Below are 14,650 nucleotides of genomic sequence, written 5' to 3'. Positions count from 1 at the left end.
AATAAAACAGGGGGCATGGAAACTTGGCACAGCTGCTGCATTAGCTTTCCCAACAACCCACATACAGCCGCCCCTTCAACGACGAAGGCGCGTGCTTCCCGAGAGAACGGGACCAGGACAAAGGCGTCCTCGCTAGCTGACTAGCGGGGACGCCTTTTTTTGTTTGCGCGTGTTTGGTCGGAGAGCGACATGAAAAAACTCAAGCTGGTGATGATCGGCAACGGCATGGCCGGGGTGCGTACCCTGGAAGAACTGCTCAAGCTCAGCAGCGACATTTATGACATCACCGTGTTCGGCGCCGAGCCCCACACCAACTACAACCGCATCCTGCTGTCGCCGGTGCTGGCCGGTGAGCAAACCTTCGAAGAGATCGTACTCAACGACCTGGACTGGTACCTGGACAACAACGTCAAGTTGCTGCTCAACCGCAAGGTGGTGCAGATCGACCGGGTCAAGCGCAGAGTCATCGCCGAAGACGGTACTGAGGCCGAATATGATCGTCTGCTGATCGCCACCGGCTCCACGCCGTTTATCCTGCCGATCCCCGGCAACACCCTGCAGGGCGTGATTGGCTACCGCGATATCGCCGATACCCAGGCCATGATCGACACCGCCAAGACCCACAAGCATGCGGTGGTGATCGGCGGCGGCCTGCTCGGCCTGGAAGCTGCCAATGGCCTGATGCTGCGTGGCATGCATGTAACCGTGGTGCACCTGGGCGAATGGTTGCTGGAACGCCAGCTGGACAAAACCAGCGGCCAACTGCTGCAGACCGAGCTGGAAAGCCGTGGCCTGGTGTTTCGCCTATGCGAACAGACCCAGGCCCTGCACGACGCCGGCAATGGCCGAGTCGGCTCGGTGCAGTTCAAGAATGGCGACGTGATCCCCGCCGACCTGGTAGTGATGGCCGCCGGCATCCGCCCCAATACCGAACTCGCGGAAAAATCCGGCATCCCCTGCAACCGTGGGATCCTGGTCAATGACACGATGCAAACCTACGATCCGCGCATCTACGCCATCGGCGAATGCGCCAGCCATCGCGGCATCGCCTATGGCCTGGTGGCGCCCCTGTTCGAACAGGCCAAGGTCTGCGCCAACCATCTGGCCCAGCTGGGTTTTGCCACCTACAAGGGTTCGGTCACCTCGACCAAGTTGAAAGTCACCGGCATCGACCTGTTCTCCGCCGGCGACTTCATGGGCGCAGAAGGCACCGAGACCATCACCCTCTCCGATCCCATCGGCGGCGTGTACAAGAAGCTGGTGATCAAGGATGACATCCTGGTCGGTGCCTGCCTGTACGGCGACACCGCGGATGGTGGTTGGTATTTCCGTCAGATTCGCGAGAACCACGCCATTGGCGAAATTCGCGATCACCTGATGTTCGGTGAGAATGCGCTGGGCGACGTCGGCCACCAAGGGCAGGACAAGGCCATGAGCATGGCCGACAGCGCCGAAGTCTGTGGCTGCAACGGCGTGTGCAAGGGCACCATCGTCAAGGCGATCCAGGAACAAGGCTTGTTCAGCGTCGACGAGGTGAAAAAGCACACCAAGGCCGCCAGTTCCTGCGGCTCCTGTGCTGGCCTCGTGGAACAGATCCTGATCAACACCGTGGGCGGTGCCGCCGACGTTAAACCCAAAAGCGAAAAGGCCATCTGCGGCTGCAGCGATCTCAATCACGGGCAGATCCGCCAGGCCATCCGCGAGCAGCACCTGCTGACCATCGACAGCACCCTGCGTTACCTCAACTGGCGCACGCCCAATGGCTGCGCCACCTGCCGCCCGGCCCTCAACTATTACCTGATTTCCACCTGGCCCGGCGAGGCCAAGGACGACCCGCAATCGCGGCTGATCAACGAGCGCGCCCACGCCAATATTCAGAAAGACGGCACCTACTCGGTAGTCCCAAGGATGTGGGGCGGTGTGACCAACCCCTCGGAGCTGCGCCGAATTGCCGACGTGGCCGACAAGTACAACGTGCCGATGGTCAAGGTCACGGGCGGCCAGCGTATCGACCTGCTCGGCATCAAGAAGCAGGACTTGCCGGGCGTATGGAAGGACCTGGATATGCCGTCAGGCCACGCCTACGGCAAGTCCATCCGCACCGTGAAAACCTGCGTGGGCAGCGAGTTCTGCCGATTCGGCACGCAGAACTCCACGCAACTGGGCATCGAGCTGGAGCATGACCTGTTCAATATGTGGTCGCCCCACAAGGTCAAGCTGGCGGTCTCCGGCTGCCCACGCAATTGCTCGGAAGCGGGGATCAAGGATGTCGGAATCATCGGCGTCGACTCTGGCTGGGAGATGTACATCGGCGGCAATGGCGGGATCAAGACCGAAGTCGCGGAGTTCTTCGTCAAGCTGAAAACCGCCGAAGAGGTGCGCGAATACAACGGCGCGTTCCTGCAGCTGTACCGCGAAGAAGCTTTCTACCTGGAGCGCACGGTGCACTACCTGCAACGGGTTGGCATGGAGCATATCAAGAAGGCGGTGCTTGAGGACCCGGCCCGCCGCAAGGCCCTCAACGAGCGCCTGCAGTTCTCGCTGTCATTCGAGCAGGACCCGTGGAAAGAGCGTCTGGAACAGCCGCTGCTGAAAAAGGAATTCGACGTTATCGCTGTCAAACAGCTGGAGGTCTCGCTATGAACTGGCTGGATATCTGCGCCCTGGATGAAATCAACACCCTGGGCTCGCGCATCATCAGTGGGCCGAAAGGCGACATCGCGATTTTTCGCACCAGTGACGACGAAGTCTTCGCCCTCGACGACCGTTGCCCGCACAAGGGCGGCCCGCTGTCCCAAGGCTTGATCTACGGCAAGCGCGTGGCCTGCCCGCTGCACAACTGGCAGATTGACCTGGCGTCCGGCGAAGCCCAGGCCCCGGATATCGGCTGCGCCCACCATCACCAGGCCCGGGTGGAAAACGGTCGGGTGATGCTGGCCCTACGGGACGCTGGTTGATGAACCGCCAGATCACCGCGTCCACCTGCTGTTATTGCGGGGTGGGCTGCGGCGTGCTGATCGAGCATGACGGCGAACAGATCCTGGGGGTGCAAGGCGACCCGAGCCACCCGGCCAACTTCGGCAAATTGTGCAGTAAAGGCGCGAGCCTGCACCTGACCGGCGACTTAAGCGCCCGCGCCCTGTACCCGGAGTTGCGCCTGGGCAAGGACTTGGCACGCACGCGCACCGATTGGGGCACCGCCCTGGAACACGCGGCCACCGTGTTCGCCGATACCATCGCCGAACATGGGCCCGACAGCGTGGCGTTCTATGTCTCGGGGCAGCTGCTGACCGAGGATTACTACAGCTTCAACAAATTGGCCCGGGCCTTGGTTGGCACCAACAATATCGACAGCAACTCACGGCTGTGCATGTCTTCGGCCGTGGTCGGCTACAAGCGCAGCCTGGGCGCCGATGCGCCGCCGTGCAGCTATGAAGACCTGGAAAACAGCGACTGCGTGATGATCGTCGGCAGCAATATGGCCTACGCCCACCCGGTATTGTTCCGACGCCTGGAGCAAGCCAAGGCGCAACGTCCGCAAATGAAAGTGGTGGTGATTGACCCTCGGCGTACAGACACCTGCGATTTGGCTGACCTGCACCTGGCAATCCTGCCGGGGACGGATGTGGCGTTGTTCCATGGGATCTTGCATCTGCTGCTGTGGGAAGGCTGGATCGACCACGCCTTTATCCAGGCCCATACCGAGGGCCTGGCCGAGCTGAAACGCCTGGTGCATGACTACACGCCGCAAATGGTCACGCAGCTGTGCGGCATCAGTGTCGAGCAGTTGCGCCTGTGCGCCCAGTGGATAGGCACTTCCAGTAGCTTTTTGTCGCTGTGGTGCATGGGGCTTAACCAATCCACTGCCGGCAGCGCGAAAAACAGCGCATTGATCAACCTGCACCTGGCCACGGGCACCATTGGCCGGCCGGGCTGCGGGCCGTTTTCCCTGACTGGACAACCGAATGCCATGGGTGGGCGCGAGACCGGCAGCCTGTCCAACCTGCTGCCGGGGCATCGTGAGGCGGCCAACCCTGAACATCGCGCCGAGGTCGCGAGCTATTGGGGCGTGGATCAACTGCCGGCGCTCACCGGCCTCACTGCGATCGAACTGTTTGAACAGGTGCAGGCCGGCAAGATCAAGGCCCTGTGGATCGCTTGCACCAACCCCGCCCAATCCTTGCCGGACCAGAATGCCGTATGTGCAGCCTTGGCGGCGTGCCCGTTCGTGGTGTTGCAGGAGGCGTTCCGCACCACCGAAACCGCTGCCTATGCCGACCTGCTGCTGCCGGCAGCCAGTTGGGGCGAAAAGGACGGTACGGTGACCAACTCCGAACGGCGTATTTCCCACGTACGTCGCGCCATCGCCCCACCGGGAGAGGCGCGGGCAGACTGGGCGATTACTGTGGATTTCGCACAGCGCCTGGAACATCGCCTGCGGCCGGGCGCGCCCAGCCTGTTCGCCTTTGAAGAGCCGGCGCAGCTGTTTGATGAATTCAAGCAGCTGACCCAAGGCCGGGACCTGGACTTGTCGGGTATCAGCCATGCCCTGCTCGACCAGCTCGGCCCACAGCAATGGCCATTTCCCGAAGGCGCGCAGACGGGTACGCCGCGTCTGTACACCGACGGTATTTTCCCCACGGACGATGGTCGGGCGCGTTTTATCGCCGACCCTTACCGCGCCGCTAAGGAACAGCGTGACGCACGCTTCCCCCTGACCCTGATCACCGGGCGCCTGCGTGACCAGTGGCATGGCATGAGCCGCACAGGCACGGCCGCGCAGTTGTTCGGGCATGTCAGCGAGGCATTGTTGGGCCTGCACCCGGACGAACTGCGTCGCCATCGTTTCAAAGAAGGTGACCTGGTCAACCTGAAAAGCCGTCGAGGCAATGTGATCGTCGCCGTCAGCAGCGATGACAGCGTGCGCCCCGGCCAGGCGTTCCTGCCTATGCATTGGGGCGACCGCTTTCTCAAGGGTGGCGTGAACGTCCTCACCCAGCCGGCGTTCGATCCCTTGTCCAAGCAGCCAGAACTCAAGCACAGCGGCGTGCGCCTGGAAGCGGTGCAACTGCCGTGGCAACTGTTCGCGCTGATCGAGGGTGATGTGCAGCAACACTTCGACGCCCTGCGCCCGCTGTGTGAGGGCTTTGCCTACGTGAGCCTGAGCCTGGCCGGACGTGAGAGACCGGCCCTGCTGGTGCGGGCGGCGCATACCGAGGCACCCGACCTGCAGCTGCTGAACCGCATTGACCAATTGTTGGGCCTGAACGACGGTCCGGTTATGGCCTATGACGACCCGCGTCGTTCAATTGGCAAACGCGTGAAGATCGAGAAAGGTCGTATTACTGCCCTGCGCCTGGCCGGCGAAACCCTGGCCCGCCACTGGCTGCAAAGCCTATGGCTGGAAGGCCGGGCCGACGAGCAACTGCGACGCTGGCTGCTGGCGCCATTAAGCGCGCCACCAGGCGCTGCGGCGGCCAGCAGCAAGATTTTATGCAACTGCAAGAACGTCAGTGAAAATGCCGTATGCGCGGGTATTGCGCAGGGCCTGGACCTGGACGGCCTCAAGCAGGAACTGGGCTGCGGCACGCAATGCGGCTCCTGCGTACCGGAAATCAAACGTCTTTTGGCCAGCACCCCGCAGCCAATCGCAATCAGTGTGTGAGGGAAAAACATGAGCGCAAAAGTGTGGCTGGTAGGCGCCGGGCCGGGTGATCCGGAGTTGCTGACCCTCAAGGCGGTAAGAGCCCTGCATGAGGCAGATGTGGTGCTGATTGATGATCTGGTCAACCCGGCCGTGTTGGACCACTGTCGCAGTGCACGGGTGATTACTGTCGGCAAGCGCGGGGGCTGCCGCTCGACGCCCCAGGACTTTATTCACCGCCTGATGCTGCGTTATGCACGCCAGGGCAAATGTGTGGTGAGGCTCAAGGGCGGCGACCCGTGCATCTTTGGTCGCGGTGGTGAAGAGGCGCTGTGGCTGCGCGAGCGCGGCGTTGAAGTTGAATTGATCAATGGCATCACAGCAGGGCTCGCGGGTGCGACCAACTGCGATATTCCGCTCACGCTGCGCGGTGTCAGTCGCGGCGTGACATTGGTCACCGCCCATACCCAGGACGACAGCCAACTGAACTGGCGCGCACTGGCCGAAGGTGGAACCACCTTGGTGGTGTACATGGGAGTGGCAAAGCTGGAGGAAATTGGTCAGCAACTACTGGAAGGTGGCATGGCGGCTGATATGCCCGTGGCGATGATCGAAAACGCATCGCTGCCCCAACAGCGCGAATGCCGCAGCGAGCTGGCGCGGATGCATGAGGACGCGCAGGCATTCGCATTGAAAAGCCCGGCGATCCTAGTGATTGGCCACGTTGCTGCCGCCGCACAGACGGCTTGTGTCGCTGCAGCGGCCAGCGCATGAGGCAAATCGCAGGCGAAAAAAACCCGGCCTAAGCCGGGTTTTTTTGTAAAGCCAGGCTAATTACTTAGCGGTGGCTTCAACAGCAGCTTCTACGCGACGGTTAACAGCGCGGCCAGCTTCAGTTGCGTTGTCAGCAACTGGGCGGGACTCACCGTAACCTACGGAAGTGATGCGGCTAGGAGCTACGCCATCTTTAACCAGGACTTGCTTAACAGCGTCAGCACGACGCTGGGACAGCTTCTGGTTGTAGGCGTCTGGACCGATGGAGTCAGTGTGACCAGCAACTTCTACGTTGGTGTCTGGGTACTGAGCCATGAAGTCGGCCAGGTTTTTCACGTCGCCGTAGCTGTTAGGCTTAACAACCGACTTGTCGAAGTCGAACTTAACGTCCAGCTCAACACGAACAACCTGAGCAACCGGAGCTTCTGGCTCTGGAGTTGGCTCTGGAGCTGGTGCTGGGGTAGGAGCTGGAGCAGCTGCGCCAGCGTTACCGCCGAAGTTCACGCCCAGGCCAACCAGTGCGGAGTAGTCCCACTTGCCGTTGTCCAGACCGTAGTCAGCTTCAACACCAGCACGTGCGTACAGGTTGTTGGTGAAGTAGTACTTCACGCCGGTACCGATGGTAGCGAAAGTGGTCTGGTCGCGACCGCTGTGGCCATCAGCCTTGACGTTGGTACGGCTCTGGTGGCCGAAACCGCCTTCAACGTATGGACGCAGGCTATCAACGCCAGCCTGACCGAAGTGGTACTGGGCAACGAGGCTGCCAGTGTCACCTTTGATCTTCTGGTTGCCAGTGCCGTCGTTCGAACGGGTGTGGTTGGTCTTGTCGTACGACAGATTCAACGACAGATCGTCGGTCAGGAAGTAACCAATGCGAGCGCCTGGGTTGAAGCCGTCTTCGATGTGCTTGACGCTATCGTTGTACTGCTTCTTGTAGAACAGCTCGCCTTCAACTGCGCCTTGGCCTTGTGCCAGAACGCCGAAAGAAGTAGCGGCAATAAGAGAACCAATGGCCAAGCCCAAGGTGTTTTTCAGTTTCATCCGTTAAATCCCCATCTGGTGATTGTAAAGCAGTCCCACAAACCGGGGGACAACTCGGCGACAAGTCTAACAGAACTTGCCTACACGTAAGAGATATTTGCTACGCACTAAGTTTCAGTCTCGCCCGCAAATTTCTCACGTAATTTATCAAGAGCACGTTTGTAACGCATTTTTGTAGCACTCAAGCCCATATGCATGATGTCAGCGATTTCCTGGAATTCCAGCTCTGCGACAAAACGAAGCACCAGAATCTCTCGGTCAATCGGGTTCACATGCACCAGCCAGCGATCAAGTCCGCCCTTCTCCTCGGGTGCCGGCGCCTTTTCCTCAGACGCCTCCTCGAGGGGGTCCAGACTCAAAGCGTCCATCAAGCGACGCTTTCGCCGTTCCTTCCGATACTGCGTGATGCACTCGTTGTACGTGATGCTGTACAGCCATGTCTTGAACTTCGATTTGCCCTCGAAGTTCTTCAGGCCGTAGAGCACCTTGAGCATCACTTCCTGACAGACATCATCCGCATCTCTATCGTTCCCCAAATACCTTGAACAAACGTTGAACAGAGTGCGTTGATACCTGCGCATCAATTCTTCGTACGCACGTGTTACGTGAAACAGCTCCGTGTGCGAGCGCGCGACCAACTCCTCATCAGAGAGCTCACGTGGGTCATAGCGCGTGGACAGCGTTTGGGCTTTATTCAAAACAAGTCGTGCCGACAGTCAGGTCAATGTCCGTTGCAACCCGGTCACCCGGGTTCGCGGCGGCGTACATTAGCAGGGTTTTCCGGATTAGCGGCTACTGACCTGCTGCTCAAGGAGAATCCTGTTGGACAGCGACACCAGCTCCCCGTCATCGGTCAGCACGGTTGTCTTAACTGTGCCGATCTCCTCGATTTGCCCTTCGACCTCGCCCACACGCACCTGTTGCCCAACTTGATACAGCTCACGCACATAGATTCCCGCAAGAATCTGGCCGGCAATTTCCCGGCTTCCCAAGCCCATGGCCAGCGCAACGGCCAGACCAACGGTAATCAAAACAATCACAATCACGTGGTTGAGCAGGTCAGTCTTGACCTCCAACTGGCTGATCGCGACGGAAATACTGATGATGATCACCAGTCCCTGGGCGATTCGCCCCAGGCCTGCCGCATAGTCCAACCCCACGCCTTCGGCGGCCCCGCGCACCAGCCCGTTGGCCAGTTGCGCCAGTAAAACCCCCACCAACAGCACCAGCGCGCCACCGAAGACTTTCGGCAAATACAGCGCCAGCATGTCGAGCGTAGCTGAAACTCGCTCAAGTCCAAGGGACTGAGCCGCAGAAACCAGAAAAATAAGTAGAACGAACCAGTAGACGATCTTGCCGATCAGGGTCGAAATCGGCACTTGCAACCCTGCCCGGCCCAGCAACTTGGTAAGACCGGTGCCGGCCATAAGGCGATCCAGCCCCAGTTTCGCCAGCAACTTGGACAGCAGGGTATCGAGCAACTTGGCCACGACAAAACCCAGCAATACCAGGACCAGGGCACCAAAAAGGTTGGGAATGAAATTCGCAACCTTGGTCCACAATGCGGTCATCGCGGTGACCAGGCTCTGGGTCCAGAGATCAAGTTCCATATTCAATCAGCCTTATCAGCAGTGCGAGCAAGAGGTTTACGACGGGAAACCGGTGAGACATGGGCCGAACCGTTGTTCAGGGCCATCATCAATGCCGGCAGCCAGCGCCCGAGCAGACCGAACAGATCTCCCGCCCCGACCTGACGGTTGGCGGTTTTCAGTACGCGACCCAGGCAAGCATCGTCATCACGGTTGGATGGCGAGGCATTGAGCATGTCACGCAAAGACTGTTCGAACGGATCGTGCATAAGAGACCTCTCGCAAGTGTTTTAAAAGACGAGGGTAAATTTCATGGGGTCACATCAGCCCCTTCTTACGTTCAGCTCATATTCAGGTCAAACCCAGCGCAATCGTCGAAATAACCACCACTGCCCCAGTGCCACAGAGACCATCAACAGGCAGGCAATCATGAATCCATAAGGGCTGGCAGAGAACGGAATGCCCCCCACATTTATACCGAGCAACCCGGTGAGAAAACTCATCGGCAAGAAGATCCCGGTAATGATCCCAAAGCGATACATGGTGCGGTTCATGCGCACGCTCAAGCGCCTATCTTCGGCCTCAAGCACAAGCCCCACGCGCTCTCGCGCCAATTCCAGCTCTTCCAGGTAACGGGTCAGGCTGTTGTGCAGTTCATTCCAATAGTCGGCATCGTCGTCACAAAACCACGCCAGTTTAATTCGCGTCAGTTGAGCAAAAATATCCCGTTGCGGCGCCAGGAAACGCTTGAGCCCTGCCGCTCGCCGACGGATCTGCAAGACACTGCCGTGCTCCGGGGTATACCGTTCGTCGGCATCGAGTTTTTCTTCCTCGGCATCGACGATTTCAGACAAGGACGTGACCAGATCCTGCACTTTATTGGTCAGGTACTGGGCCATATAAAGGATGAGTTCAGACGCAGTCCGTGGGCCCTTACCCTCCGCCAATTGCACCAGCAGCTCATCGGTCGCACGCAGCGGGCGCAAACGCAGGGAAATCACACGGTTGGCGGCGGCGAAGATACGCACCGAAACCATGTCCTCGGGCTCGGCGCCTGGGTTGAGGTTGATCCCGCGCAGAAACAACAGCAGTTCGGCGTCCGGCAGCGGCAACAGCCGTGGGCGAGTGTTCTCTTCCAGCAGCAAGTCACAGGCAAACTCGCTCAGGCCGCTGGATTTGCGTAGCCAGGTCTGGGTCTGGGGATGGCTGCGATCCCAATGCAGCCACAGGCTTTCATGGGGCTGCACTTGCAAATCGTCGAGCTCAGTCCGGGCAATCGAACGCGCACCGCCTCTACCGTCCAGCACCAGGGCATGTACCAGCCCCCATTGCGCGTTCTCTTCCTCGAACATCCTCACCCCTATCGGCTACTGCGGTTTATTCAGGCATTTTCAGCGGGCTGGGCGATACGATCACGCCGTTGTTATCGGCATAGATGTACTCGCCCGGGCGGAACGTCACGCCTGCGAACGTCACCACCACGTTCAGGTCACCCAGACCACGCTTGTCGGTTTTCATCGGGTGCGAGGCCAGCGCCTGCACGCCCAGGTCGGTCTGGGCGATAACGTCGACATCACGGATGCAACCGTAGATCACCAGCCCTTCCCAACCGTTTTTCGCGGCTTTCTCGGCGATCAGGTCGCCCAGCAACGCACGACGCAGGGAACCGCCGCCATCGACCACCATGACTTTGCCGGCGCCAGGCTGGTCCGCCTGTTCCTTGACCAGGGAGTTATCTTCGAAGCATTTGATGGTGACTATCTCGCCACCAAAGGAGTCTCGGCCACCGAAGTTGCTGAACATCGGTTCCACTACCTGCACCAGCTCCGGGTAGGCGTCACACAGGTCGGGGGTCACGTAATGGTTCATCGAGAAACTCCTGTCGTCAAAGAAGAGGTCAAACATCCACGCTGTACATCAGGAAAACGCGCCGCGACAGGCATTCTTTAAGTGCGTGTCGGTCAGCGGCGGCCATGATCAGATCCACCTCGGTGCAACGCAATACACGTTGCGCGACTGAATATGACCAGAAGTGCCTGGCGCGTCATATCTTAGCCGCAACCACTCAAGAGTGAAACGCCCTTGGTAGAGCGTTTCGTCAAACCGCCGCGGCCATGTCGGGCTGCGTACCGAATAAAGGTGTCAGCGGGTCTCGCAACCAACGCTCCACCAATGGCCATACTTCGGCCTGCGCGGCCTTGCTGACCAGCATCTGCACATGCCCGAAATCCTCACTGAAGCCTTGCTTGCGCCCCAGGCACAGGTACTGGCGATGCTCGCTGCCGACTTGTTCGAAGAGCTGGCGGCACGCCCAGTCAGGGTCTTGACGATCACCGGCCGCACTGACCGCCAGCAGTGGCACGTTGACCTCTGCCAGGCCCTTCCACCAATCACGCTCCGCATCGCCAAAACGGCCAAACAGGCCGTTCCAGCGCATCGCTTCGATTATCACACCGGCCGGCTCGTCCTCCGGGCCGCGCTTGAATCGCGGGCCGGACACCTGGGCAAGGCGCTTGAGGATAAAACGACCGCCCCACTCCACCGGTGGAATTTTCAACGGCCAATGGGTGCGACTTACCTGGCAGCCGAACAAGGCCACCGACGCGACCATTGACGCCCCCAGGTGTTGACCGCCAAGGGCCGCAGCCAAGGTCGTGGCACCGAGGGAATGCCCGATCCAACGAGGGATTTGCCCGCTTTGCTCACGCACAAATGCACCGATGGCCGGCAAATCGTAGCGCGCGTAATCAGCAACACGGTTTCTGGCGTAGTCCTGGTTGCGCCTGGACAGACCATGCCCGCGCATTTCCGCAATCCACACATCAAAGCCCCGGCGCGCCAGGTAAGCACCCAGGCCGACACCCTTGGGTGAGTACCAGAAGCGTCGATTGGAAAAACTGCCGTGCAACAAAATAATCGGCGTGCCCCGGGTTTCAGGGACATTGGCCAGGCCCAAACGGGTAACGGCCAGCTCGACGGTGCCGTCGGGACTATTGCCGGGCTTGAGCCGGTACACATCTTCACTCAGGTCGCCACGACGCTCAGCGCTGATCAAGGCGACAGGAAATAGTTTGCTGCTGCTTTGCATAATGCTCTTGCACAAAAAAGGGCGGCGTCCGCAAGGAGTTCCGCCCTGTACAGATAAGAATGCCGGCCACCCTCTACGAGTGACCGGCACTTTTGACATCGCGGCCTTAAGCTGAGGCTTGGCCTTCCGCCAGGAAGAACCAGGTTTCCAGCACGGAATCGGGGTTCAGCGAAACGCTCTCGATGCCCTGCTCCATCAGCCATTTGGCCAGGTCAGGGTGGTCCGAAGGGCCTTGACCGCAGATCCCGATGTACTTGCCGGCCTTGTTACAGGCCTGGATGGCATTGGCCAGCAGTTTCTTGACCGCAGGGTTACGCTCGTCGAACAGGTGAGCGATGATCCCCGAGTCTCGGTCCAGGCCCAGGGTCAGCTGGGTCAGGTCGTTGGAGCCGATGGAGAACCCGTCGAAGAACTCCAGGAACTCTTCGGCGAGGATGGCGTTGGACGGCAACTCGCACATCATAATTACGCGCAGGCCGTTCTCGCCACGGGTCAGGCCGTTTTCGGCGAGCAGGTCGACCACCTGGCTCGCTTCGCCCAAGGTGCGCACAAATGGCACCATGATCTCGACGTTGGTCAGGCCCATCTCGTTGCGCACGCGCTTGAGTGCACGGCACTCGAGCTCGAAGCAGTCACGGAAAGCTTCGCTGATGTAGCGTGAAGCACCGCGGAAGCCCAGCATCGGGTTTTCTTCTTCCGGCTCGTAGAGCTTGCCGCCGATCAGGTTGGCGTATTCGTTGGACTTGAAGTCCGACAGACGCACGATGACCTTTTTCGGGTAGAACGCCGCCGCCAGGGTACTGATGCCTTCCACCAGCTTCTCGACGTAGAAGCCTACCGGGTCGTTGTAGCCGGCAATGCGCTTGTCGACGCTTTCCTTGATGTCCAGAGGCAGGCCGTCGTAGTTCAACAGGGCCTTGGGGTGCACGCCGATCATGCGGTTGATGATGAACTCCAGGCGGGCCAGGCCCACACCGGCGTTCGGCAACTGCGCGAAGTCGAAGGCGCGATCCGGGTTGCCGACGTTCATCATGATCTTGAACGGCAGGTCAGGCATGGCGTCGATGGAGTTTTGCTTGATATCGAAGCCCAGTTCACCTTCGAAGATGAAGCCAGTGTCGCCTTCGGCGCAGGACACGGTCACACCCTGGCCGTCCTTGAGCAGTTGGGTGGCGTTGCCGCAACCGACTACCGCAGGAATCCCCAGCTCACGGGCGATGATCGCCGCGTGGCAGGTGCGCCCGCCACGGTTGGTGACAATGGCGCTGGCACGTTTCATCACCGGTTCCCAGTCCGGGTCGGTCATGTCGGAGACCAGCACGTCGCCGGGCTGGACCTTGTCCATCTCGGACACGTCCTTGATGATCCGCACCTTGCCGGCGCCGATGCGCTGGCCGATGGCACGGCCTTCCACCAGTACGGTGCCGGTTTCCTTCAACAGGTAGCGTTCCATGACATTGGCCGAAGTGCGGCTCTTCACGGTCTCGGGACGGGCCTGCACGATATACAGCTTGCCGTCGTCACCGTCCTTGGCCCACTCGATGTCCATCGGGCACTTGTAGTGCTTCTCGATGATCATTGCTTGTTTGGCCAGCTCGCTGACTTCAGCGTCGGTCAGGCAGAAACGTGCGCGCTCGGCCTTGTCGACGTCAACGGTTTTCACCGAGCGACCGGCCTTGGCCTCGTCGCCGTAGATCATCTTGATCGCCTTGCTGCCCAGGTTACGGCGCAGGATGGCCGGGCGGCCGGCCTCAAGGGTGTGCTTGTGCACGTAGAATTCGTCGGGGTTGACCGCGCCTTGCACGACGGTTTCGCCCAGGCCGTAGGCACCCGTGATAAATACCACGTCACGGAAGCCCGATTCGGTGTCCAGGGTGAACATCACGCCGGCCGTGCCGGTTTCCGAACGCACCATGCGCTGCACGCCGGCAGACAGGGCCACCAGCTTGTGGTCGAAACCCTGGTGGACGCGGTAGGAGATCGCCCGATCGTTGAACAGCGAGGCGAAGACTTCCTTGGCTGCGCGGATCACGTTTTCCACGCCGCGGATGTTCAGGAAGGTCTCTTGCTGGCCGGCGAAGGAGGCGTCCGGCAAATCTTCGGCGGTCGCTGAAGAGCGCACGGCCACGGCCATGTCCGGGTTACCGGCGGACAGGGTCGCGAAGGCGGTACGGATTTCTTCGTTGAGCTTCTCGGGGAACTCGGCTTCCATGATCCATTGGCGGATCTGGGCGCCGGTCTTGGCCAGGGCGTTGACGTCGTCGACATCCAGGGCGTCCAGTGCGGCGTGGATCTGGGCGTTAAGGCCGCTCAGCTCGAGGAAGTCGCGGTAAGCCTGGGCCGTGGTGGCGAAACCACCGGGCACCGAGACACCAGCGCCTGCAAGATTACTGATCATCTCGCCGAGGGATGCGTTCTTGCCCCCTACGTGCTCTACATCATGGACGCCGAGCTTATCGAGGGAAACTACGTACTCTACCAAGGTGATCTCTCCACTTTCTGTGTTGGAAAAGC

General features: G+C 60.0%; 12 protein-coding genes. 4 read left to right on the top strand and 8 right to left on the bottom strand.

What is annotated here, in order from left to right:
* The first annotated feature begins 189 nt into the window (after positions 1-189).
* Genes nirB through cobA form a run of 4 tightly spaced genes read left to right on the top strand, consistent with a single transcriptional unit; the run spans position 190 to position 6,418 of the window.
* Positions 190-2,643 (top strand): nitrite reductase large subunit NirB, encoded by a 2,454-nt coding sequence (nirB, locus tag NMB39_RS07810; RefSeq protein ID WP_057023133.1) that lies wholly within the window; start codon positions 190-192, stop codon positions 2,641-2,643.
* A complete protein-coding gene (gene nirD, locus NMB39_RS07805; RefSeq protein ID WP_005790365.1) occupies positions 2,640-2,957 on the top strand; it encodes a nitrite reductase small subunit NirD in 318 nt (105 codons plus the stop codon). Before nirB ends, nirD begins: the two co-directional genes overlap by 4 nt.
* Complete coding sequence (locus tag NMB39_RS07800; RefSeq protein ID WP_494339441.1) at positions 2,957-5,665, top strand: nitrate reductase; 2,709 nt, start codon at positions 2,957-2,959, stop codon at positions 5,663-5,665. The genes nirD and NMB39_RS07800 overlap by 1 nt, the downstream gene beginning before the upstream one ends.
* A gap of 9 nt (positions 5,666-5,674) precedes the next feature.
* Positions 5,675-6,418, top strand: a complete 744-nt coding sequence (gene cobA / locus NMB39_RS07795) for a uroporphyrinogen-III C-methyltransferase (protein ID WP_198718934.1) — start codon at positions 5,675-5,677, stop codon at positions 6,416-6,418.
* A gap of 60 nt (positions 6,419-6,478) precedes the next feature.
* On the opposite strand, the gene NMB39_RS07790 is transcribed toward cobA, so the two are convergent.
* The 8 genes from NMB39_RS07790 to ppsA form a co-directional block, all read right to left on the bottom strand.
* Complete coding sequence (locus NMB39_RS07790; protein WP_057023136.1) at positions 6,479-7,459, bottom strand: OmpA family protein; 981 nt, start codon at positions 7,457-7,459, stop codon at positions 6,479-6,481.
* A gap of 107 nt (positions 7,460-7,566) precedes the next feature.
* Complete coding sequence (gene sigX, locus NMB39_RS07785; protein WP_003193286.1) at positions 7,567-8,157, bottom strand: RNA polymerase sigma factor SigX; 591 nt, start codon at positions 8,155-8,157, stop codon at positions 7,567-7,569.
* Positions 8,158-8,244: 87 nt separating this feature from the next.
* Positions 8,245-9,069: a mechanosensitive ion channel family protein gene (locus NMB39_RS07780; RefSeq protein ID WP_003193288.1), complete on the bottom strand. Its 825-nt coding sequence runs from the start codon at positions 9,067-9,069 to the stop codon at positions 8,245-8,247.
* A gap of 2 nt (positions 9,070-9,071) precedes the next feature.
* Positions 9,072-9,317, bottom strand: a complete 246-nt coding sequence (locus NMB39_RS07775; protein ID WP_005790375.1) for a hypothetical protein — start codon at positions 9,315-9,317, stop codon at positions 9,072-9,074.
* An 87-nt stretch (positions 9,318-9,404) separates the two neighbouring features.
* On the bottom strand, positions 9,405-10,400 hold the full coding sequence (locus NMB39_RS07770) for a zinc transporter ZntB (protein ID WP_367236349.1): 996 nt from the start codon (positions 10,398-10,400) through the stop codon (positions 9,405-9,407).
* Positions 10,401-10,425: 25 nt separating this feature from the next.
* The gene (gene rraA / locus NMB39_RS07765; protein WP_046071661.1) at positions 10,426-10,917 is read right to left on the bottom strand and encodes a ribonuclease E activity regulator RraA; all 492 of its coding nucleotides are present in this window, start codon (positions 10,915-10,917) and stop codon (positions 10,426-10,428) included.
* 229 nt (positions 10,918-11,146) lie between these two features.
* Complete coding sequence (locus NMB39_RS07760; protein ID WP_494339442.1) at positions 11,147-12,136, bottom strand: alpha/beta fold hydrolase; 990 nt, start codon at positions 12,134-12,136, stop codon at positions 11,147-11,149.
* 106 nt (positions 12,137-12,242) lie between these two features.
* The gene (gene ppsA, locus NMB39_RS07755) at positions 12,243-14,618 is read right to left on the bottom strand and encodes a phosphoenolpyruvate synthase (RefSeq protein WP_043047082.1); all 2,376 of its coding nucleotides are present in this window, start codon (positions 14,616-14,618) and stop codon (positions 12,243-12,245) included.
* Positions 14,619-14,650: the final 32 nt, after the last annotated feature.

Source organism: Pseudomonas sp. FBCC-B545 (genome assembly GCF_059134095.1).
This window is presented reverse-complemented; position numbering and strand designations above follow the sequence as displayed.